The sequence below is a fragment of the Streptomyces sp. NPDC001406 genome, from assembly GCF_042895285.1.
In the GTDB taxonomy this organism is placed as follows: Bacteria; Actinomycetota; Actinomycetes; order Streptomycetales; family Streptomycetaceae; genus Streptomyces.
In genome coordinates this window covers 185,837-207,066 of the sequence record NZ_JBIAWG010000018.1, presented here as the reverse complement: position 1 = coordinate 207,066, position 21,230 = coordinate 185,837, and the positions used below count along the sequence as shown (strand labels likewise).

General features: G+C 72.3%; 21 protein-coding genes and 1 pseudogene. 10 read left to right on the top strand and 12 right to left on the bottom strand.

Going from position 1 to position 21,230, the window contains the following annotated elements:
- Positions 1 to 169: 169 nt before the first annotated feature.
- Both ACFY1J_RS36710 and ACFY1J_RS36705 read left to right on the top strand, forming a co-directional pair.
- Entirely contained in the window at positions 170 to 826 is a 657-nt protein-coding gene (locus ACFY1J_RS36710) for a hypothetical protein (RefSeq protein ID WP_390708270.1), read from the top strand.
- 1 nt (position 827) lies between these two features.
- Positions 828 to 1,325 carry a hypothetical protein gene (locus tag ACFY1J_RS36705; protein WP_390708271.1) on the top strand — a complete coding sequence of 166 codons (498 nt, stop codon included), beginning with the start codon at positions 828 to 830 and terminating at the stop codon, positions 1,323 to 1,325.
- Positions 1,326 to 1,462: 137 nt separating this feature from the next.
- Here ACFY1J_RS36705 and ACFY1J_RS36700 read toward each other — a convergent pair.
- From ACFY1J_RS36700 to pdhA, 6 genes and pseudogenes are all read right to left on the bottom strand, one after another.
- Positions 1,463 to 1,873, bottom strand: a pseudogene (locus ACFY1J_RS36700) (potassium channel family protein); the annotation flags it as partial.
- Positions 1,870 to 3,243 (bottom strand): molybdopterin molybdotransferase MoeA, encoded by a 1,374-nt coding sequence (locus ACFY1J_RS36695; RefSeq protein WP_390708272.1) that lies wholly within the window; start codon positions 3,241 to 3,243, stop codon positions 1,870 to 1,872. The gene ACFY1J_RS36695 and the pseudogene ACFY1J_RS36700, both read right to left, overlap by 4 nt.
- The gene (locus ACFY1J_RS36690) at positions 3,240 to 4,223 is read right to left on the bottom strand and encodes an NTP transferase domain-containing protein (RefSeq protein ID WP_390708551.1); all 984 of its coding nucleotides are present in this window, start codon (positions 4,221 to 4,223) and stop codon (positions 3,240 to 3,242) included. The genes ACFY1J_RS36695 and ACFY1J_RS36690 overlap by 4 nt, the downstream gene beginning before the upstream one ends.
- Before the next feature lie 159 nt (positions 4,224 to 4,382).
- Positions 4,383 to 5,765, bottom strand: coding sequence for a dihydrolipoamide acetyltransferase family protein (locus tag ACFY1J_RS36685; RefSeq protein ID WP_390732710.1), 1,383 nt, complete (start codon positions 5,763 to 5,765; stop codon positions 4,383 to 4,385).
- Positions 5,765 to 6,769, bottom strand: coding sequence for an alpha-ketoacid dehydrogenase subunit beta (locus tag ACFY1J_RS36680; RefSeq protein WP_390708274.1), 1,005 nt, complete (start codon positions 6,767 to 6,769; stop codon positions 5,765 to 5,767). The genes ACFY1J_RS36685 and ACFY1J_RS36680 overlap by 1 nt, the downstream gene beginning before the upstream one ends.
- A complete protein-coding gene (gene pdhA, locus ACFY1J_RS36675) occupies positions 6,766 to 7,902 on the bottom strand; it encodes a pyruvate dehydrogenase (acetyl-transferring) E1 component subunit alpha (RefSeq protein ID WP_390708275.1) in 1,137 nt (378 codons plus the stop codon). Before pdhA ends, ACFY1J_RS36680 begins: the two co-directional genes overlap by 4 nt.
- A 190-nt stretch (positions 7,903 to 8,092) precedes the next feature.
- On the opposite strand from pdhA, the gene ACFY1J_RS36670 reads away from it, so the two are divergent.
- Positions 8,093 to 8,578: an Lrp/AsnC family transcriptional regulator gene (locus ACFY1J_RS36670; protein ID WP_390708552.1), complete on the top strand. Its 486-nt coding sequence runs from the start codon at positions 8,093 to 8,095 to the stop codon at positions 8,576 to 8,578.
- A 9-nt stretch (positions 8,579 to 8,587) separates the two neighbouring features.
- Here the strand turns inward: ACFY1J_RS36670 and ACFY1J_RS36665 are convergent, their stop codons facing one another.
- Positions 8,588 to 9,178, bottom strand: coding sequence for a TetR/AcrR family transcriptional regulator (locus ACFY1J_RS36665; protein ID WP_390708276.1), 591 nt, complete (start codon positions 9,176 to 9,178; stop codon positions 8,588 to 8,590).
- Positions 9,175 to 10,689: a 3-hydroxyacyl-CoA dehydrogenase gene (locus tag ACFY1J_RS36660; protein ID WP_390732709.1), complete on the bottom strand. Its 1,515-nt coding sequence runs from the start codon at positions 10,687 to 10,689 to the stop codon at positions 9,175 to 9,177. Before ACFY1J_RS36660 ends, ACFY1J_RS36665 begins: the two co-directional genes overlap by 4 nt.
- A gap of 160 nt (positions 10,690 to 10,849) precedes the next feature.
- Here ACFY1J_RS36660 and paaN point away from each other — a divergent pair, with 160 nt between their 5' ends.
- Positions 10,850 to 12,544 (top strand): phenylacetic acid degradation protein PaaN, encoded by a 1,695-nt coding sequence (gene paaN / locus ACFY1J_RS36655; protein ID WP_390708278.1) that lies wholly within the window; start codon positions 10,850 to 10,852, stop codon positions 12,542 to 12,544.
- Between the two features lie 7 nt (positions 12,545 to 12,551).
- Here the strand turns inward: paaN and ACFY1J_RS36650 are convergent, their stop codons facing one another.
- From ACFY1J_RS36650 to ACFY1J_RS36640, 3 genes are read right to left on the bottom strand one after another with little or no spacing between them, the layout of a single operon-like run.
- The gene (locus ACFY1J_RS36650; protein ID WP_390708279.1) at positions 12,552 to 13,307 is read right to left on the bottom strand and encodes a TrmH family RNA methyltransferase; all 756 of its coding nucleotides are present in this window, start codon (positions 13,305 to 13,307) and stop codon (positions 12,552 to 12,554) included.
- Positions 13,304 to 14,512, bottom strand: a complete 1,209-nt coding sequence (locus ACFY1J_RS36645; protein ID WP_390708280.1) for an HTTM domain-containing protein — start codon at positions 14,510 to 14,512, stop codon at positions 13,304 to 13,306. The genes ACFY1J_RS36650 and ACFY1J_RS36645 overlap by 4 nt, the downstream gene beginning before the upstream one ends.
- Positions 14,509 to 15,543, bottom strand: coding sequence for a DUF5819 family protein (locus ACFY1J_RS36640; protein WP_390708553.1), 1,035 nt, complete (start codon positions 15,541 to 15,543; stop codon positions 14,509 to 14,511). Before ACFY1J_RS36640 ends, ACFY1J_RS36645 begins: the two co-directional genes overlap by 4 nt.
- A 426-nt stretch (positions 15,544 to 15,969) precedes the next feature.
- Here ACFY1J_RS36640 and paaA point away from each other — a divergent pair, with 426 nt between their 5' ends.
- The 6 genes from paaA to ACFY1J_RS36610 all read left to right on the top strand — a co-directional run bounded on the left by paaA (position 15,970) and on the right by ACFY1J_RS36610 (position 20,853).
- Entirely contained in the window at positions 15,970 to 16,992 is a 1,023-nt protein-coding gene (gene paaA, locus ACFY1J_RS36635) for a 1,2-phenylacetyl-CoA epoxidase subunit PaaA (protein WP_390708281.1), read from the top strand.
- On the top strand, positions 16,989 to 17,276 hold the full coding sequence (paaB, locus tag ACFY1J_RS36630) for a 1,2-phenylacetyl-CoA epoxidase subunit PaaB (RefSeq protein ID WP_094218582.1): 288 nt from the start codon (positions 16,989 to 16,991) through the stop codon (positions 17,274 to 17,276). The genes paaA and paaB overlap by 4 nt, the downstream gene beginning before the upstream one ends.
- Positions 17,273 to 18,007, top strand: coding sequence for a 1,2-phenylacetyl-CoA epoxidase subunit PaaC (gene paaC / locus ACFY1J_RS36625; RefSeq protein WP_390708282.1), 735 nt, complete (start codon positions 17,273 to 17,275; stop codon positions 18,005 to 18,007). The genes paaB and paaC overlap by 4 nt, the downstream gene beginning before the upstream one ends.
- Positions 18,001 to 18,528 carry a 1,2-phenylacetyl-CoA epoxidase subunit PaaD gene (gene paaD, locus ACFY1J_RS36620; protein ID WP_390708283.1) on the top strand — a complete coding sequence of 176 codons (528 nt, stop codon included), beginning with the start codon at positions 18,001 to 18,003 and terminating at the stop codon, positions 18,526 to 18,528. The genes paaC and paaD overlap by 7 nt, the downstream gene beginning before the upstream one ends.
- On the top strand, positions 18,528 to 19,586 hold the full coding sequence (locus tag ACFY1J_RS36615; RefSeq protein WP_390708284.1) for a 2Fe-2S iron-sulfur cluster-binding protein: 1,059 nt from the start codon (positions 18,528 to 18,530) through the stop codon (positions 19,584 to 19,586). The genes paaD and ACFY1J_RS36615 overlap by 1 nt, the downstream gene beginning before the upstream one ends.
- Positions 19,587 to 19,719: 133 nt before the next feature.
- Positions 19,720 to 20,853: an acyl-CoA dehydrogenase family protein gene (locus ACFY1J_RS36610; RefSeq protein WP_390708285.1), complete on the top strand. Its 1,134-nt coding sequence runs from the start codon at positions 19,720 to 19,722 to the stop codon at positions 20,851 to 20,853.
- Positions 20,854 to 20,897: 44 nt separating this feature from the next.
- On the opposite strand, the gene ACFY1J_RS36605 is transcribed toward ACFY1J_RS36610, so the two are convergent.
- The gene (locus ACFY1J_RS36605) at positions 20,898 to 21,227 is read right to left on the bottom strand and encodes a rhodanese-like domain-containing protein (RefSeq protein ID WP_390708554.1); all 330 of its coding nucleotides are present in this window, start codon (positions 21,225 to 21,227) and stop codon (positions 20,898 to 20,900) included.
- Between the last annotated feature and the right edge of the window lie 3 nt (positions 21,228 to 21,230).

Below are 21,230 nucleotides of genomic sequence, written 5' to 3'. Positions count from 1 at the left end.
ACTCCCGCAGAAGTCCACGCCGAGTACGAGGAGTTGCAGGCAGCGGCATAAGGAGAACCCTCAACACCGCTGTCCGAGAAGCGCAGGGCCCCTCACTGACATGATCCCGTCAGTGCCGGTAAGCAATCGATCGCGGCACGTTAACTCCCCTGACCAAGGAGAAAATGTCATGCGCACATCCAAGGCGGCTCTGCTCGTGCCTGCCATCGCTGTTGCCCTCCTCGCCGGCGGGGGTCCGGCGCTCGCAGACGATTCGGCACCCGCCGCGAATGACACCACCATCGCTACGACCCCGCCGGACCAGCCGGAGGAGGCGGATCTCATTGAGGGCGCCCCCGACACGCCTGCGGCTGCGCCCTCCGACACCGAAGACGAGGGGGCCAACATCCCGTCCGGCCGCGTCTGCGAAGCAGGTTGGTACTACTACCCCACAAGCAAGAAGAAGGACTACCACAAGGGCGTGGGGGCGGAGCAGTCCAACTACAACAGCACCCCCCACACGGCCAAGTCCACGTTCGTTTCCGAGACGTCGGGCACGGTCGGTATCGCCGTCAGCGGTGAACTGAAAGTGACCGCGAAGTCGTTGGTCACGGAAGTCGAGGGCAAGTGGGGAGTGAACGTCTCCGTGTCCCTCACCGCCAAGATCGGCAACACCGTCAGCGTGGACACTCCCTCGCACAAGACCACCTTCGGCCGCTACGGTGTCTACCGGCTGAAGAGCTACGGGTACAACCAGTACACGCACGCCAACTGCGTCAAGGGCACTAAGAAGAAGGTGACCGTCTACACGCCGCACCGCGTCGGCTGGCACATCTGGGAAAGCTGACATGTCCCTCCGAACCCTCGCAGGACTGAGCATCGCGTGTGCTGCGCTGCTCGCCCCGCTCACTGGCTGCACCTCGGATCACAGCAAGGCCAAGAAGCCTTCGCAGCCCACAAGTTCGTCCGCGCCGGGTTCGCCGACGGCAACGACCACTCCGGACAGCAGTGCACAGCCATCCGTCCGGAAGCCCCCGGAGCTGGACGCCGACGAAACACTCGCCGGCCGCCAGAAGGTGACCACCGGGAACGCGAGCACCGCCTTCAGCAAGGGCAAGAAGGGGGACGCGCTGATCGTCGCGGTCCGCTGCCAGGGCGCAGGCAAGATCAAGGTCGCGGTGCGGTCCGTGCACGTCACCTTCCCGCTGGAGTGTCTCGCCGACCAGGTCAGCACCACCTACAACCAGGTGGGCGTCGGCGGAGTGGACCGCAGCGGCGTCGTCTCGGTCGAGGCCCCCTCATCCGTGCGCTGGTCAATGACCATCGGCCGTGGTGAGCCCGCGTAGGAGGAGACCCCCACGGCGACAGGCTGAATCGCTCTGATTCACCAGCAACCGACCGGACCGGGCCCGGCTTCCACCAGGAGGCCGGGCCCGAGGTGTGTGCTCAACCGTGTGGTGGTACATCCAGCAAATCGTTGACTCCAGCGATTCAGGCGCCATTCCTCACGGGTGCGCTCGGTGAGCACCTCCAGCGTGGTGCCGACGAGAATGATCAGGAACAGCACACGCAGGGGCGTGATGACGAAGATGTTGGTGAGCCGGGCACCGTCGCCGACCGGGGTGATGTCGCCGTATCCGGTGGTGGAGAGGGTGACCGTCGCGTAGTAGAACGCGTCGAGGAGATCGACGGAGCCGTCGGAGTTGTCGTTGTAGCCGTCGCGGTCGGCATAGACGATCAACGCGGTCGCGACCAGCACCAGCAGGGCCATCGCCAGGCGTTTGGCGACCTGGCGGATCGGGCGCTCCACCACCTTCTTCGGGAGCTTCACCTGATGGGTCACCAGTTGTTCGCCCGCCTGGCGGGCTATGGCGTCATGACCCGGAAGTTTCACGTGAAACACACCCCGATTCCCGCGCTCGCCCAGGGCAGGTCGAGCAGTTCCGTCTCCTGCCCCTGCCCGGCGCCACCGGGTGGTACGACCGCGAGCGCGTCGGCGGCGGCGATGCCGCGCAGCATCGCCGGGCCGTTGTAGTGCACCGGCGCGGCACCGTCGCCGCGCAGCACCACGGGGATGAGCCGGGTGTCGTACGGATGCCCGTGCACCGTCTCCCGCAGCGGCAGCGTGTAGGGCTCGGGGGCCGGGTGGGCGGCGAGGGTCCGCAGCAGGGGTTCGGCGAGCGTGAGCAGGCCGGAGACGGCCGCGAGGGGGTTTCCGGGCAGGCCGACGAGGTGCTGGTTCTCCTTGGTGCGAGCCAGCAGCATGGGGTGGCCGGGGCGCACCTTGACGCCGTCGACGAGCAGTTCGGCGCCGATGCGCCGCAGGGTGGGGTGGACGTGGTCGACGGGGCCGGACGCGGTGCCGCCGGTGGTGACGACGAGGTCGGCGTCGGACGAGGTGATGGCCTTGTGCAGGGCCTCGGCGTCGTCGCCGATCCGGCGTACCGAGGTGACGTCGGCGCCGAGCGCGCGCAGCCAGGACGGCAGCATCGGGCCGAGCGCGTCACGGATGAGCCCCTCGCGCGGGAGCCCTTCGGTGAGCAACTCGTCGCCCAGGACGAGCACTTCGGCACGGGGGCGGGGGATCACGGTGACGATGTCGTATCCGGCGGCCGCGGCGAGGCCCAGTACGGCGGGGGTGACGAGGGTGCCGACGGGCAGCAACTGGTCGCCGCTGCGGCACTCCTGGCCACGGGGGCGGATGTCCTGGCCGTGGCCCACCTCCCGGGTGGGGTGCAGACGGCCCTTGGCGTCGATGCGGCCGTGCTCGCTGCGCAGGACGGCCGTGGTGTCGGGCGGGACACGGGCGCCGGTCGCGATCCGTACCGCCTCCCCGTCCGTCAGCGGCTCCGGCTGCGCGTGCCCGGCCAGAACGCCCTTCTCCCGTACGGCCCAGGGGCCGGGTCCGGCGACCGCCCAGCCGTCCATCGCGGAGGTGTCGAAGGAGGGAAGGTCGGTGAGCGCGTCGAGCGGGGTGGCCAGGGCCAGGCCGAGGGCGTCGCCGAGCGGCACGGAGACCGGGGCGCGGCGGGCGCCGGAGCGGGCGGCACGGGCGGCGATCTCGCGGGCCCTGGGCCAGGGGGTGGCCTTGTGGTGAGCGTCGTCCGAGGCGCGCCCGGCGTCGGAGGCGGGCGCGGGTACGTGGCCGCCCGGGGCGGGACCGCGGTCTTCCTTGGGTTCCCTCACGAGGGCGAGCGCCTCCTCGACGTCGAGGTCGTCGGTGTCCTCGGTGTGTGCGCCGGCCCGGCTGCCGTGGGCGGTCATCCGGCGTCCGGGCCCGGGGCGGGCTGCGGGGAGCCGTTCTCTTCCTCCCAGCGCAGCGCCAGAGCCGTCGCCTTGCGGGCGGCCTCTGCGACCGCCTCGGGGCCGCCCTTGCCCTGCGCGGCCGCATAGCCGACGAGGAAGGTGGTCAGCGGGGCGGCGGGGCGGGCCACTCCATGGGCGGCGTCGCGCGCGAGGTCGAGCAGGACGCCGGTGTCGACGTCCAGGTCGATGCCCAGTTCGTCCTTGACTGCGGAGATCCATTCATCCAACACGTACCCATGCTCCCTGATGCGTGCTCTGGCGGTGGCTATGTCGTCCCAGGTGTCGCAGTCGAAGGAGGCGAGCGGGTCCGGGACACGGGTGAGGTCGAGCGCGCCGGTCAGCCGGCGCAGGGGCAGCCCGACGAGGCCGCCGTGCCGGTCCGCGAGCGCCGCGAGCTCACGGCGCAGGGCGGCCGTACGGTACGCGGCGACGAGCGGCTGGTCGCGGCCGTCCGCGTCGCTGAGCAGCGCGCCCTCGGCGCCGCTGGTGCGCAGGGCCGTCACCAGCCGGCGCACCGTGGCCTCTTCGAGGAAGGGCAGGTCGGCGGAGAACACCAGGGTGAACTCGGCGCCGCCCGGCGCGTGCTCCGGGGCGTCCTCCGTCGGGATGTCCTGCGTCGGCACGTCCTGCGTCGGGACATCCTCCGTGGGGACGGCCTGGGTCGCGGTGTGCCGGAGCCCGGCGTCGAGCGCGGCGACCGGTCCGCCGCCGGGCGGCTCCTCGCGGGCCCACCGCACCGGACGGGCGGTCGGCCGCGGTTCGGCCACCACGACGGTCGTACGCGCTCCGGCGCAGGCCGCGAGCACCCGGTCGAGCAGCGGGCGCCCGCCGACCCGCACGGCGGGTTTGTCCACCCCGCCGAGGCGTCGGGCGGCACCACCGGCGAGCACGACGGCGTCGTAGGGCACATCGGCGTACGACGCGGCGTCGTAGGGCACATCGGCGTACGACGCGGCGTCGTCGGGCACATCGGCGTGTGCGGGCGCGCCGTCGTACGGCACGTCGGGGCCGGGGTCGGCGGGCTCGGAGGCGGTCACCCTCCGAGTATGCGTGCCTCCCTGATCACAGGGAATGCCTCCCCGATCACAGGGAACCGGTCACAGGGTGCGCAGGAGCACCGCCGGCTGTTCCACGCAGTCCGCCACGTACCTCAGGAAGCCGCCCGCCGTGCCGCCGTCGCACACCCGGTGGTCGAAGGTGAGCGAGAGCTGGACGACCTGCCGCACGGCGAGCTCGCCCTCGTGCACCCAGGGCTTGGGAATGATGCGGCCGACGCCGAGCATGGCCGCCTCGGGGTGGTTGATGATCGGTGTGGAGCCGTCGACGCCGAACACCCCGTAGTTGTTCAACGTGAAGGTCCCGCCGGTGAGTTCCCCGGGCGTCAGCGTCCCCGCCCGCGCGGCCTCGGTCAGCCGCGCGAACTCGGCGGTCAGCCCCTCCGCGTCCCGCGCGTGCGCGTCCCGTACGACGGGCACGACGAGCCCGCGCTCGGTCTGCGCGGCGAACCCGATGTGCACCTGGTCCAGCCGGACGATCTCGCGGGCCTCCAGGTCCACAGTGGAGTTGAGCTCGGGGAACCGGGCGAGGGCGGCGGTGCAGATCCGGGCGAGGAGCGCGAGGAGGGAGATCTTCGGTCCTCCGGCCGCGTTCATGGCCGTCCGCGCGCGCATGAGCTCCGTGGCGTCCGCGTCCACCCAACAGGTGGCGTCCGGGATCTCCCGGCGGCTGCGGGAGAGCTTGTCGGCGACCGTGCCGCGGATGCCCTTGAGGGGGATGCGGGTGCCTGCGGCGCTCGGCACCGAGGAGGACGCGGGGACGGCCGTCGCGGGCTGGGCCGCGGGGACGGCGTGCGCGGTCCTGGCCTTGAGCGCGCCCTCGACGTCCGCCCGCAGGATCAGCCCCTCGGGGCCGGAACCCACGAGCTGCCGCAGGTCGAGGCCGTTCTCACGAGCGAGCCGGCGGACGAGCGGGGAGATCACGGGAACGGGGCCGCCGGTGTACGCGGTGCCCGCGCGCCCGGCGGTCGTACCGACCGCTGCGGTCGTGTCGTTCACCGCGGTCGTACCGCTCGACACGGCCGCGTCGGACGCTGCGCCCGGGGCGCCGCTCGCACCGTTGCGCGTGACGGACGGGACCGGTGCCGGACGCACCCTGCGGCGCCGCGCCGGCGCCTCCGACGTGCCGTATCCGACCAGCACATTGCCCGAACCCTCGGTCTCACCGGCAGGGGCGGCCGATCCGACGGCCACCGTCAGCAGCGGTGCGCCCACGGGAAGTTCCGTGCCCTCCTCGCCGAAGCGGGCGGTGACCACGCCGCCGTACGGGCAGGGGACCTCGACCATCGCCTTGGCCGTCTCGACCTCGACGACCGGCTGGTCGACGGCGACGACGTCACCGACCTGCACCAGCCAGCGGACGATCTCCGCCTCGGTGAGCCCCTCCCCGAGGTCGGGGAGCCTGAACTCCAGCACCTGTGCCATCAGCCCTCGGCCTCCCACTGCAGACGCGCCACGGCGTCCAGGATCCGGTCGACGCCGGGCAGGTGGTGCCGCTCCAGCATCGGCGGCGGGTAGGGGATGTCGAACCCGGCCACGCGCAGCACCGGCGCCTCCAGGTGGTGGAAGCAGCGCTCCGTGACCCGGGCCGCGATCTCGCCGCCCGGTCCGCCGAATCCGCCCGACTCGTGCACGACGACCGCGCGTCCGGTGCGGCGCACCGAGGCGCAGACCGTCTCGTCGTCGAACGGCACCAGGGAGCGCAGGTCGACGACTTCGAGGTCCCAGCCCTCCGCCTGGGCCGCCTCGGCGGCTTCGAGGCAGACGGGGACGGACGGGCCGTACGTGAGGAGCGTGGCACTGCGGCCCGTGCGCCGCACCACGGCGCGGCCGATCGGTTCAACGGCCGTCGGGTGCTCGGGGTTCCAGGTGTCCTTCGACCAGTAGAGCCGCTTGGGCTCCAGGAAGACGACCGGGTCGTCGGAGGCGATGGCGGCGCGCAGCAGTCCGTAGGCGTCGGCGACGGTCGCGGGCGTGACGACATGGAGGCCCGAAGTGGCCATGTAGTACGCCTCGGAGGAGTCGCTGTGGTGCTCGACGCCGCCGATGCCGCCGCCGTAGGGGACGCGGATGGTGATCGGCAGCGGCATGGTGCCGCGCGTGCGGTTGCGCATGCGGGCGACATGGCTGACGAGCTGCTCGAACGCCGGGTAGGCGAAGGCGTCGAACTGCATCTCCACGACCGGGCGCAGTCCGTACATGGCCATGCCGACGGCCGTGCCGAGAATGCCCGCCTCGGCGAGCGGGGTGTCCGTGCAGCGGTCCTCGCCGAACTCCTTGGCGAGCCCGTCGGTGACCCGGAAGACACCGCCGAGCGTGCCGACGTCCTCGCCCATGACGTGCACGGTGGGGTCGGCGGCCATCGCGTCGCGCATCGCGCGCGTGAGGGCCTGCGCCATCGTGGCGGGCTTGACGGCGACGGTGGTCATCGGTGACCGCCTTCCTGCTCGGCCGCGAGCTCGGCCGCCAGCAGAGCGCGCTGCTCCCGCAGTTGCGGGGTGGGCTCGGCGTACACGTGGTCGAACAGGTCCATGGGGTCGAGCTGCGGGTCCCGGTTCATGCGCTCGCGCAGGTCGGCGGCCATCGCCTCGGCGTCCTCGCGCGCGGCCCGCATGCCGTCCTCGTCGAGCAGCCCGCGGGCGGTCAGCTCCCGCTCCAGCAGCTGGATCGGGTCGTGCTCGCGCCAGGCCTCGACCTCGGCGTCACCGCGGTAGCGGGTCGCGTCGTCGGCATTGGTGTGGGCCTCGATGCGGTACGTCACCGCCTCGATGAGGGTCGGGCCGCCGCCCGCGCGCGCGTGCCGTACGGCGTCGCTTAGCACCTCGTGCACGGCCGCGGCGTCGTTGCCGTCGACCAGGCGGCCCGGCATGCCGTACCCGACGGCCTTGTGGGCCAGGGAGGGGGCGGCGGTCTGCTTGGCGAGCGGGACGGAGATCGCGAAGCCGTTGTTCTGGACCAGGAAGACGACCGGCGCCTGCCAGACGGCGGCGAAGTTCAGCGCCTCATGGAAGTCGCCCTCGCTGGTGCCGCCGTCGCCGACCAGGGCGAGCGCGACCACGTCGTCGCCCTTGAGGCGGGCGGCGTGGGCGAGGCCCACGGCGTGCGGCAGCTGGGTGGCGAGGGGGGTGCACAGAGGGGCGACGCGGTGCGTGTGCGGGTCGTAGCCGGTGTGCCAGTCGCCGCGCAGCAGGGTGAGTGCCTCGACGGGGTCGACTCCGCGGGCGACGGCCGCGAGCGTGTCGCGGTAGCTCGGGAAGAGCCAGTCCTGCTCCTGGAGGGCCAGCGCGGCGGCGACCTCGCAGGCTTCCTGGCCGGTGCTGGAGGGGTAGACGGCGAGGCGGCCCTGCTTGGTCAGGGCGGTGGCCTGCGCGTTGTAACGACGGCCGCGCACCAGCTGGGCGTACAGCCGGCGCAGCAGCTCCGGGTCGGCCTTCGCCGCCGCCTCGGTGCCGAGGACGCGGTACGGCTCGGCGTCGGGCAGCAGCGGCGCGGGGTCCATACGGGGCTGCCAGGCGGGCGGCGGCGAAGGCCGGTACGCGCCCCGCTGCTCCATGACCGTCATGACGGCACCTCCTCGTGGGAGTGGCTACGGGAGGCGCGTCCCCTGTGACTCGCCTCACCTACCGATTGTTCGGTCGTCGGCACATTTTGGCTACAGGCGCCTCCAGGCTGTGGACAAACGGTTCTCCACAACCTGGAATGAACGCAGTACGTCCACGGCGGGAAGGCGGGGGGACATGGCATCTGAACAAATGGCCGAGGGCCCGGAAGCCGGCGTCGTCCTGCCGCCCCCGCGCCCGCTGGACGCCATTGATCGGGACATCCTGCAGATCCTCCAGGCGGACGGCCGTGCGTCGATACGGTCCGTCGCCGAGCGTGTCCACGTCTCCCGCGCCAATGCCTACGCCCGTATCAACCGTCTCGTCGAGGACGGTGTCATCCGCGGTTTCCGCGCCCGCGTCGACCATGAGCGCGCCGGGCAGGGAACGTCGGCGTACATCACCCTGAAGATCGTGCAGAACACCTGGCGCACGGTGCGCGAGCAGCTCAGACTGCTGCCGGGCGCCTCCCACATCGCGCTGGTGGGCGGCGACTTCGACGTGCTGCTGCTGGTGCACACGCCGGACAACAGGGCGCTGCGGGAGCTGGTGCTCACCCGGCTCCAGGCGATCCCGGAGGTGCTCAGCACACGGACCCTGCTGGTGTTCGAGGAGGAGGACCTGGAGCCCGAGGGCTGACCTGGCGGCTCATCCGGCCCGGCGCAGGCCTCCGAAGGCCAGCTGCACCACGGCGTCGGCCACTTCCCGGTCGCTGGCGCCCCGCCCGTCCGGCCGGTACCACTCGGCCACCGAGTTGATCATCCCGAACACCAGCCGGGTGGCGAGGCGCACCTCCACGTCACCGCGGACGTCCCCGTCGGCGGCCGCCGCCTTCAGCAGCTCGGCGACCCGGTGGTCGAAGTCGCGCCGGCGCTCCAGGGCCCACCGCTCGGTGTCGGTGTTGCCGCGCACGCGCAGCAGCAGCGTCACATAGGGCAGCTCGGCTATGAGCACCTCGACCATGCGCCTCACGACGTACTCCAGGCGGTCGGCGGGGCGCCCCACGCGCGCGTGCTCCTCGTCGAGGATCCCGAAGAGCCCCTCCAGCGCCCGGCTGACGGCGCGGCGCAGCAGTTCCTCCTTGCCGGCGACATGGTGGTAGATCGACGACTTGGAGATGCCGGCCGCCTTGGACAGATGCTCCATGGAGGTGCCGTCGTAGCCACGCTCGTTGAAGACCCGGACGGCGACGGAGAGCAGCGACTCGGGGGTGTAGGTGTCGCGCTTGGCGGTGGTCATGGGGTGCCCTCCCGCTTCTCGGTGGCGTACGCGTGGCGGTAGAGCGCGAGGGACGGCGCGTAGCGTCCGGACGGGTCGCGCAGGTGCAGGTCGTCCAGGAGGTCGTAGGCGAAGTCACGGCCGAGCCTGCGGCTCCACTCGAAGGGGCCGAGCGGGTAGTTGACGCCGAGGCGCATCGCGGTGTCGATGTCCTCCTCGGTGGCCACGCCCTTGGCGACGGCGTCGTGCGCCAGGTCGATGAACCGGGCGACCGTGCGGGCGACGATCATGCCGGGGACGTCGCCGATGACGCTGACGTCCTTGCCGAGCGCCTGGAACAGACCGATGGCCTCGGACAGGGTCTGCGGCGCGGTGTCCTTCGAGGCGGACAGGGCGATGCGGGTGGCCCTGCGGTAGTCGAGCGCCAGGTCGAAGTAGACGACGTCGCGGAACTCGACGGAGGTCTGCCCGTCGGCCAGCGCCAGCGTGCCGCCGCTGGGCAGCACCAGCCGGGTGCCGTGGTCCTCTTCCTCCTCGCGGACCGGGATGCCCGCCTCGCGGGTCAGGGTCAGCAGTTCGGCCGCCGGGCCCAGGCCGCCCTCGGCGACGACGTAGGCGGGCGGCGTCGCCCTGTCGGCGGTGTGCGGCTCGGAGCGCTCGGCGTCGTCGGCGTAGTCGTACCAGCCGTGCCCGGACTTGCGGCCCAGCCGACCGGACTCGACCAGGCGCCGCTGGGCCAGGGACGGCGTGAAGCGGACGTCCTGGAAGAAGGACTGCCACACGGAGTGCGTGACGGACTCGTTGACGTCCTGCCCGATCAGGTCGGTCAGCTCGAAGGCGCCCATCCGGAAGCCGCCGGACTCGCGCAGCACCGCGTCGATGGTGGCCGGGTCGGCGGCCTGGGACTCGTAGACGGCGAAGGCCTCGGCGTAGAAGGGCCGGGCGAGGCGGTTGACGATGAAGCCGGGGGTGTCGGCGCAGGCCACCGGCGTCTTGCCCCAGGCGCGGGCGGTCTCGTACGCGCGCGTGGCCGACGTGACGTCGGTGGCGAACCCGGAGACGACCTCGACCAGCGGCAGCAGCGGGGCCGGGTTGAAGAAGTGCAGACCCACGAAGCGGGAGGCGTTGCGCAGGGCGCCGCCGATGGCCGTCACCGACAGGGACGAGGTGTTGGTGGCGAGCAGACAGTCGTCCGCGACGATGTCCTCCAGCGCGCGGAAGAGCTCCTGCTTGACGTCCAGCCGCTCCAGGACGGCCTCCACGACCAGCGCGCAGTCCGCGAGTTCGGCCAGGTCCTGCGCGGGCAGCAGGCGCGCCCGGGCCGCGTCGCGGTCGGCGGCGGCGAGCCGGTCCTTCTCGACGAGCCGGTCGAGGCGGGCGCCGATCGCTTCGGCCGCGGCCCGGGCCCGCCCGGGGAGGGCGTCGTACAGGCGCACGGGGTGGCCCGCGACCAGCGCGACCTGGGCGATGCCCTGGCCCATGGTGCCGGTGCCCACGACGGCGACGGGGCTGCTGAGGTCCAGTGCTGTCATGTGCGCGATCCTCCCGCACGGGGTTTTCCACAGATGCGGCAGGCCCCCTTGTCCCGACCGATCGTTCGGTTACTCTAACTCTGTCCGCCTGTTCCCGCCTCTGTTTCCGCACAGGTCATGAGCTCGACGAGGAGCTCTTGAGACGAGGAGTTGGTCCCGCATGGCCTCCGAACTGACCGCGCACGAGTTGATCGCCAAGCACCGGCCGACTCTCGACCAGGCGCTGGAGGCCATCCGCACGCGCGCGTACTGGTCCCCGCACCCCGAGCACCCGAAGGCGTACGGCGAGCACGGCAGTCTGGACGCGGAAGCCGGCAAGGCCGCCTTCGAGGCCCTCCTGGGCAACCGGCTCGACCTGACCGACCAGCCCGGCATCGACGACTGGGTGGGCGGCGAGGTGTCGCCGTACGGCATCGAGCTGGGTGTGACCTACCCGCGGGCCGACCTCGACACGCTGCTGCCCGCCATGAAGGCCGGACAGCGCGCATGGCGGGACGCGGGCGCGGAAGTGCGCGCGGTGGTCTGTCTGGAGATCCTCAAGCGGATCAGCGACCGCACGCACCAGTTCGCGCACGCGGTCATGCACACCAGCGGCCAGGCGTTCATGATGGCGTTCCAGGCGGGCGGCCCGCACGCGCAGGACCGCGGCCTGGAGGCGGTGGCGTACGCGTACGTGGAGCAGGTCCGCACGCCCGACACCGCGGAGTGGACCAAGCCCCAGGGCAAGCGCGACCCGCTCGCGCTGACCAAGCAGTTCACACCGGTGCCGCGCGGCATCGCGCTGGTCATCGGCTGCAACACCTTCCCGACGTGGAACGGCTACCCGGGCCTGTTCGCCTCCCTCGCCACCGGCAACGCGGTCCTGGTCAAGCCGCACCCGCGCGCGGTGCTGCCGCTCGCGCTGACCGTGCGGATCGCCCGCGACGTGCTCGCCGAGGCGGGCTTCGACCCGAACCTGGTCGCGCTGACCGCCGAGCGGCCCGGCGAGGGCATCGCCAAGGCGCTCGCGGTCCGCCCCGAGATCAGGATCATCGACTACACCGGCTCGACGGCGTTCGGCGACTGGCTGGAGGCCAGCGCCCGCCAGGCGCAGGTCTACACGGAGAAGGCCGGCGTCAACACGGTGATCGTGGAGTCGGCCGGCAACTACAAGGGCATGCTGTCCAACCTGGCCTTCTCGCTGTCCCTGTACAGCGGCCAGATGTGCACCACCCCGCAGAACCTGCTGATCCCCCGCGACGGCATCCGCACCGACGAGGGTCCCAAGACCTTCGACGAGGTCGTCGCCGACCTCGCCCGTGCGGTCGACGGCCTGCTCGGCGACGACGCGCGCGCGAACGCCCTGCTCGGCGCGATCGTCAACCCGGACGTGAAGGCCCGCCTGGAGGCCGCGGCGGGCCTGGGCGAGGTGGCCCTCGCCTCCCGCGAGATCGCCAACCCGGAGTTCCCGGGAGCGGTGGTCCGCACGCCGGTCATCGTGAAGCTGGACGGCGCCAAGCCGGACGACGAGGCCGCCTACATGAGCGAGTGCTTCGGCCCCGTCTCCTTCGCCGTCGCGGTCGACTCGGCGGCCGACGCCGTGGAACTGCTGCGGCGGACCATCCGCGAGAAGGGCGCGATGACCGTCGGCGCGTACACGACCGACGAGGACGTCGAGCGGGCGATCGAGGAGGTCTGCCTGGAGGAGGCCGCCCAGCTGTCGCTCAACCTCACCGGCGGGGTGTACGTCAACCAGACCGCCGCCTTCTCCGACTTCCACGGCTCGGGCGGCAACCCGGCGGCCAACGCGGCACTCTGCGACGGCGCGTTCGTGGCGAACCGCTTCCGGGTCGTCGAGGTCCGCCGGGAGTCCTGAGCGGCGCCTAGGAGTCGAGGGATGCGCCCCCGGTGGCGCTCCAGTGGTACAGCGTCATGGCCACACTGGTCGCGAGGTTGTAGCTGGAGACCTGGGGGCGCATCGGCAGCGCCACCAAGTGGTCGGTCCGCGCGCGCAGTTCGGCGGACAGACCGCTGCGCTCGGAGCCGAAGGCGAGCACGGCGTCGTCCGGCAGCTTCACGCCCCGGATGTCCTCGCCCTCCGGGTCGAGCGCGAACAGCGGCCCGGCCGGCAGCTCTTGCACCGTCAGCCGCTCCACCGCGGTCGCGAAGTGCAGCCCCGCCCCGCCGCGTACCACCGTGGGGTGCCAGGGGTCCAGCGTGCCGGTGGTGACGACCCCGGTCGCCCCGAAGCCGGCGGCCAGCCGGATCACGGCCCCGGCGTTGCCCAGGTTGCGCGGATCGTCGAGGACCACGACGGGCGCGGTGCGCGGCATCCGGGCGAGCGCCCGCAGATTGTCCTCGCGCGACGGTCGTACGGCCAGGGCGGCCACGCCGGTGGGATGCGGTCGCGGCACGAACGAGGCGTACGTCTGCTCCGGCACCTCGGTCAGCAGCGCGTCCAGCGTGTCCCGCACGTCCGGGGCCAGGTCGTCGGCGAGGGCGAGCGCCGCACGCCGGTCCGTGGTGACCGCCACGAGGACCTCGGCCCCGAAACGCACCGCGTGCTTGAGGGCATGGAAGCCGTCGAGCAGCACGGCGGAGCCGGCGTGCTCGCGCCAGCGGGTCACAGGGTCGGTCATGCCGTGAAGCCTACGCGGGGACGCTCCCCGTCCTCCGGGGCGCGAGGCCTCGGCACCGCGGGGCCCCCGCGGGCGAGCACTCGCCCACGCGCGCGTGCCGCCCAGTCGCCGAGCCGGCGCAGGAAGGTCGTCGGCAGGAAGACGGCGTCCGTGGCGATCATCGCCAGCGAGAAGAACGGCAGCCCGAGGACGACGGCGATCACGGCGTGCTCGGTCATCATCACGGCCAGCAGGACGTTCTTGACCCGCCGGTTGAACAGCGTGAACGGGAAGGCGACCTGCACGATCACCGTCCCGTACGTCACCAGCATCACCATCGTGCCGCTGGAGGACAGCAGGCCGGCGAGGGACGGCCAGGGTGAGAAGTAGTCGAGGTGGAGCGGGTAGTAGACCGCGGTGCCGTCCTGCCAGCGCGAGCCCTGGATCTTGTACCAGCCGGCCGTCGCATAGATCAGACATGCCTCGGCCGTGATCACGAACAGGGCGGCGTTGTGGAGGACGTTGGCGATCACGTCCATCAGGATCCGGGGCTCGTCCTGCCTGGTGAGGCGGCCGACCAGCCACCACAGGCCGAGCGCCGCCCACGCCGTCCACAGGAGCGCGGGCACCAGCCGGCCGCCGCCGAGGCGGCCCGCCAGGGTCACCCCGCTCAACACCAGCCCGAGCACCACCCACAGGACCGGTCCCACCCGGTCGGTGACCCGCTCCCCACGCGCGCGTGCCGCTTCCACGCGCACCGCCCGGCGCGCGTCCAGGGACCACACCTGGCCGCAGCGCGTGAACACCAGGTAGATGGACATCAGGTGCAGCACGTTGTCGCCGCCGTCGCCCATGAAGACGCTGCGGTTCTGCAGCGAGAGCACGCCGAGCATGAACAGCACGGACATCGTGCGGGTGCGCCAGCCCACGAGCAGCAGGGCGCTCGACACGACGGCCAGCAGATAGAAGGTCTCGAACCAGGCCTGCCCGTCGGACCACATCAGGGCGGTGAAGGCGTGGTTGTCCCTCGTCAGCTGCTGGGCGAGGTCCCAGCTCCATGGTCCGTCGGGGCCGTAGAGCTCCTGACGGTGGGGGAACTCGCGCAGCAGGAACAGCAGCCAGGTCCCCGCGAAGCCGATGCGGATCACGGCGCTCTGGTGGGGACCGAGGGCGGATTCGGTGACCCGGGCGATGCCGCGGGAGACACACACGAAGAGACGGTTCACTTCACACCCCTGGCGGCCTCGTCGTCCGTGACCGTCCACCACGGCAGCACGCGGTACGCCGGCTTGTCGGAGACCTGCTCATGGCTCCACTCGGGCGGGGGCACATTGGTGGTCTCCGAGCGGACCTGCACGCTCTGCACGGTGCCCTCCCGGCTCGCCGGGTCCTCCCGGTACAGACGCATCACCACGATCCGGCGCAGGTACTGCTCGGAGAGCGACCCCCGCAGGCCCACCGGCCGGTTCGAGGCGTCGTGCGTGGCGGTGAAGAAGTCCCACGCCCGGCGCAGCTCGTTCTGCTCGGTGTGGCTGGGCAGTGGATTCCCCCTGATGTCCGCGCCGTCCAGCGCGGACAGGTCGTACCAGCCGGTGGTCGTCATGCTGCCGTCGGACAGGACGACCTGGGCCCGCACCTGGACCGCGATGTCCTGCTGCAGCGGGTTCGGCGCGAACAGCTTCCAGTTCTGCTCGAACTCCGGGTAGATCCACTCGTCGATCGCCTTGCCGTGCTGCTTGGTCACCGTGTTCGCCGGCGCGACGTGCAGAAACACCATCCCGAGGTGCACGCAGGCGACCACCGCGACGACCGCGAGCGCGAGGGCCGCGCCGATCTGATAGCGGGGGGAGAGGGCGGCGACTCCGGTGCGGGGTGGTGCGGGGGTGGGGGCGACGGAGATCGGGGGGATGGGGATGGGGTCGGGGGGTGGGGCCATGGCCGGGGGCCGGGGGGCCGGGGGTGCGGTCTCGGCCTGGGGCCGGGTGTCAGGGGCTATGGACAGGGCCGGGACGTGGGGGCCGGGGGCTTCGGGTGAGTCCGAGGGGCCGGGGCCGTCGGACTGGCGGGGCTCGTCGGCACCATCGGCCTCGTCGGCAGCGGCCTCATGAGCCCCATTAGCCCCACTGACCTCACCGGTCTCCGGAGACTCACCGTCATCACGGGCCTCCCCGGCGACGTCGGACGTCCCAGGTCGACGCGCCCCGCGCGACCCGTCCGGCCCGTGCGGGGCCTTCGAGTCTCCGTCGTACGCGTCCATTCCGCCCCGTTCCCCGATCCCGCTCAGTCGTCCGTCCGCCCCGTCCCCGCAGGGCGCCGCATGGTCCGCGAACACCGCTCCTCGGCGTTCGCACGGAACGGTACTCAGCCCCACCCGCCGGGCACAGCCCCGTAAAGGCACCCGAGCACGTGGCCGTCGCCACTCCTGCACCACTCCAGCGCCGGCCCGGTCCCCGCACCCGCGCCCGCCATCGCTGGTCCGCCGCAGCCATCACAGCAGGTCGCACAAGGTCGTACGTCCCGCCGCACGCCGCCTCCACAGCAGGACCGCAAGTTGTCCACAGGCTGCTGGGGCGGTTGTCCACAGCGGTTGACACCTCACGGCGCTCGCTTCACCATTGAACAGCACGGACCGAACGATCGGTCGGGAGAGCACTCAGTCAGAGCCCGAGATCAGGGGGACCGCATGGCCACAGCAGCCGCGCAGAGCACGTCGCGTTCACCGGCGTCCGGCGCCCAGGACACCGTCGACACGGCGGCGTTCGAGCGCACGTTCGACGCCGCCGTGGCCGCGGACGAGCGCATCGAGCCCCGGGACTGGATGCCCGATGCCTACCGCGCGACGCTGATCCGGCAGATCGCCCAGCACGCCCACTCCGAGATCATCGGCATGCAGCCGGAGGCCAACTGGATCACGCGCGCGCCCTCGCTGCGCCGCAAGGCCATCCTCATGGCCAAGGTCCAGGACGAGGCGGGCCACGGCCTGTATCTCTACAGCGCCGCGGAGACCCTCGGCACCAGCCGCGAAGAGCTCCTCGACAAGCTGCACAGCGGCCGCCAGAAGTACTCCTCGATCTTCAACTACCCCACCCTGACCTGGGCGGACGTCGGGGCGATCGGCTGGCTGGTGGACGGCGCCGCGATCACCAACCAGGTGCCCCTGTGCCGCTGCTCGTACGGCCCGTACGCGCGCGCGATGGTCCGCGTCTGCAAGGAGGAGTCCTTCCACCAGCGCCAGGGCTACGAGCTGCTGCTCGCCCTGAGCCGCGGCACGCCGGAGCAGCACGCGATGGCGCAGGACGCGGTCGATCGCTGGTGGTGGCCGTCCCTGATGATGTTCGGCCCGCCCGACGACGAGTCCCAGCACTCCGCGCAGTCGATGGCCTGGAAGATCAAGCGCCATTCGAACGACGAGCTGCGCCAGCGGTTCGTGGACATCTGCGTCCCCCAGGCCGAGTCGCTGGGCCTCACGCTCCCCGACCCGGACCTGCGGTGGAACGAGGAGCACGGGCACCACGACTTCGGCGCGATCGACTGGTCGGAGTTCTGGGAGGTCCTCAAGGGCAACGGCCCGTGCAACGAACAGCGCATCACCCAGCGCCGGCGGGCACACGACGAGGGCGCATGGGTAAGGGAGGCGGCCGCGGTCCACGCGGCCAAGCACACCGCGGGGACACGGCCCGGCGGGACTGGAGGAGCGCAGGCATGACCAACACCGACTGGCCCCTGTGGGAGGTCTTCGTGCGCTCGCGCCGCGGCCTGTCCCACACCCACGCCGGCAGCCTGCACGCGCCGGACGCCGAGCTCGCCCTGCGCAACGCCCGTGACCTGTACACCCGGCGTGGCGAGGGCGTCTCGATCTGGGTCGTCCCGGCCGCCGCGATCACCGCGTCCTCGCCGGACGAGAAGGACCCCTTCTTCGAGCCGGCCGCCGACAAGCCCTACCGGCACCCGACCTTCTACGAGATCCCGGAAGGGGTGAAGCACCTGTGACCCCGGCACCCGAGACCCCCGTGCCCGCGCGGTCCGCCGCCCTGGCCCTGGGCGACGACGCCCTGGTGCTCTCGCACCGGCTGGGGGAGTGGGCGGGCCACGCCCCCGCCCTGGAGGAGGAGGTCGCCCTCGCCAACATCGCGCTGGACCTGCTCGGCCAGGCCCGGGTGCTGCTGTCCATGGTGGGCGACGAGGACGAGCTCGCGTATCTGCGCGAGGAGCGCGCCTTCCGCAACGTCCAGCTGGTCGAGCAGCCCAACGGCGACTTCGCGCACACGATCGTCCGCCAGCTGTACTTCTCCACCTACCAGCAGCTGCTCTACGCCCAGCTGGCAGCGGGCGACGGCCCGTTCGCGCCGCTCGCCGGCAAGGCCGTCAAGGAGGTCGCCTACCACCGCGACCACGCCGAGCAGTGGACGCTGCGGCTCGGCGACGGCACGGACGTCAGCCATGACCGGATGCGGCTGGCGTGCGACGCTCTGTGGCGCTTCACCGGGGAGATGTTCCAGCCGGTGGAGGGCCTGGACGCCGACTGGGCGGGTATGGAGGCCGCCTGGCTGGAGTCCGTGGGCGCCGTGCTCGGCCGGGCCACCCTGGCCGTGCCCGAGGGGCCGCGGACCGGGGCGTGGTCGGCGGGCGCCGGCCGTCAGGGCCTGCACACGGAACCCTTCGGGCGGATGCTCGCCGAGATGCAGCATCTGCACCGCAGCCACCCGGGGGCGTCATGGTGACGACGACCGCGCTGGAGGCGGAACTCCTGGAGCTCGCCGGTTCGGTGCCCGACCCCGAACTGCCCGTACTCACCCTTCAGGAGCTGGGTGTGGTGCGCGCGGTGCACCTGCGCGACACCGGCGCGGTGGAGGTCGAGCTGACCCCGACCTACACCGGCTGCCCGGCCGTCGAGGCGATGTCCCTGGACATCGAGCGGGTGCTGCGCGAGCACGGCGTGCGGGAAGTCACCGTCCGCACCGTGCTGACACCCGCCTGGTCGACGGACGACATCTCGGCCGAAGGGCGGCGCAAGCTGCGGGAGTTCGGCATAGCTCCCCCGCGCGAGCGGCGCGAGGCCGGACCGGTCGCGCTCGGGCTCGGCCCGACCCGCACCGTGGCCGACGCGTCCGACCCCGTCCGCTGTCCGCACTGCGGATCCGCCGACACCGAGCTGCTCAGCCGGTTCTCCTCCACCGCGTGCAAGGCGCTGCGGCGCTGCCGCGACTGCCGCGAACCGTTCGACCACTTCAAGGAGCTGTGATGGCCCGCTTCCACCCGCTCCCGGTGGCCGCGGTCGACCGGCTCACCGACGACTCCGTGGCCCTGACCCTCACCGTCCCGCCGGAGCTGCGCGAGCAGTACCGGCACGCGCCGGGCCAGCACCTCGCCCTGCGCCGGGTCGTCGACGGCACGGAGATCCGGCGGACCTACTCGATCTGCTCCCCGGCCCCCGGCGACGAAGGCCCGAGCACCCTGCGGGTCGGGGTGCGGCTGGTCGACGGCGGCGCCTTCTCGACATACGCGCTGAAGGAGGTGAACATCGGGGACGAGCTGGAGGTGATGACCCCGGCCGGACGCTTCACGCTGGAGCCCACGCCCGGTCTGTACGCCGCGATCGTCGGCGGCAGCGGCATCACCCCGGTGCTGTCGATCGCCTCGACGCTGCTCGCGCGCGAGCCCTCGGCCCGGTTCTGCCTGATACGCAGCGACCGGACGGCCGCCTCCACGATGTTCCTGGAGGAGGTCGCCGACCTGAAGGACCGCTACCCCGAGCGGCTGCAGCTGGTGACGGTGCTCTCCCGGGAGGAGCAGCAGGCCGGCCTGCCGTCCGGGCGTCTCGACCAGGAGCGGCTGACCGGGCTGCTGCCCGCGCTGCTGCCGGTGGACGGTGTGGCGGGGTGGTTCCTGTGCGGGCCGTTCGGGCTGGTGCAGGGCGCGGAACGGGCGCTGCGGGAGCTCGGTGTGGACCGGGCCCGGATCCACGAGGAGATCTTCCACGTGGACGCTGGTGCGGCCCCCGCGACGACCGCTTCGGCCCCCGCGCACAGCACCGTGACCGCCCGGCTCGACGGGCGCGGCGGGACCTGGCCGGTGCACGACGGCGAGTCGCTCCTGGAGACGGTGCTGCGCAACCGGCCCGATGCCCCCTATGCCTGCAAGGGCGGGGTGTGCGGGACGTGCCGGGCCTTCCTGGTCTCGGGCGAGGTGCGCATGGACCGCAACTTCGCGCTGGAGGCGGAGGAGACGGAGGCGGGGTATGTGCTGGCCTGCCAGTCGCATCCGGTGACGGAGAAGGTGGAGCTGGACTTCGACCGCTGAGGCCGGACCGGCGCCCCCGCCGGTCCCCTGCCTCCCTCACCGGTCCCTCGCCTCCCTCACCGTTCCCTTCTTCTAGAACCTGTTCTATCTTGACGGTCCGTCAGATCAACGGATCCGCCGGGAGGACAGGACCGTGGACTTCACCTTCACCGAGGAGCAGTTGGCAGCGGCCGAGGCGGCCCGGGGAGTGTTCGCCGGGGTGGCGCCGGACGAGGTGCCGAGCCCGGCGCTCACCACCGGTGCTGTGGCCGAGGGCTTCGACCGTGCGCTGTGGGCCAGGCTCGCCGACGCGGACCTGCTGAGCCTGCTGTTCGACGCGGAGTACGGCGGGGCGGGCCTGGACGCCATCGCGCTGTGCCTGGTGCTGCGGGAGTCCGGGAAGGTGCTCGGGCGGGTGCCGCTGCTGGAGAGCAGCGCGGCCGCGGCCGCCGTACAGGTCTACGGCGGCAAGGAGTTGGCGGCCGGACTGCTGCCCCGTGCCGGGCGCGGTGAGCTGGTGCTGACCGTCGCCGCGAACGGCCGCACCGGCCACGACCCGGCCGAACTCGCCGTGACCGCACGGCGCGACGGTGACCTGTGGGTGCTGGACGGGGTGCAGACGGCCGTGCCGTGGGTGTACGACGCCGACCTCGTCGTCGTACCCGCACACACCGACACCGACCGCACCGTCCTCGCTCTGGTGCCCCGCGATCACGCCGGCGTCGCCCTCGCCGAGCAGGTCTCCACCAGCGGGGAGCGGCTGGGCGAACTGCGCCTGGAGTCCGCGCGGATCGCCGCCCGGGACGTCGTCGAGGCCGACGGGGCGTGGGAGTGGCTGCGGGAGCTGCTGGTCACGGGGACGTGCGCGCTGGCGCTCGGGCTGGGCGAGCGGGTGCTGAGGATGACCAGCGAGTACACCGGCAAGCGGGAGCAGTTCGGGCACCCGATCGCGACCTTCCAGGCCGTCGCCGTCCAGGCCGCCGACCGCTACATCGATCTGCGCGCCATGGAGGCCACCCTGTGGCAGGCCGCCTGGCGGATCGGCTCGGGGGCACCGGGCGTGCTGCCCGCCTCCGCGGACGTCGCCGTGGCCAAGATCTGGGCCGCTGAGGGCGTACGACGGGTGGTGCAGACCGCTCAGCACCTGCACGGCGGCTTCGGCGCCGACACCGAATACGCCCTGCACCGCTACCACGCCTGGGCCAAGCACCTGGAGCTGGCGCTCGGCCCGGCCGCGGCGCACGAGGAGGCGCTGGGCGACCTGCTGGCGGCGCACCCCCTGGGCTGACCGACGCCCCGGGGGGTCTGTGATCCACCCAGAGGATCTGTGAGCTAGAGGACGAAGCCCGGCTGGCCCGCGTCGGTGACGACCGGGCGGCCGGCCGCCTGCCAGACCTGCATGCCGCCGTCGACGTTCACGGCGTCGATGCCCTGCTGGACCAGATACATCGTGACCTGGGCCGAGCGGCCGCCGGACCGGCAGATCACATGGACCCGGCCGTCCTGCGGAGCCGCCTCGCTCAGCTCGCCGTAGCGGGCCACGAACTCACTGATGGGGATGTGCAGCGCCCCCTCGGCATGGCCGGCCCGCCACTCGTCGTCCTCGCGGACGTCCAGCAGGAAGTCGCCGTCCTTGAGGTCCACGACCCCGACCGTGGGCACACG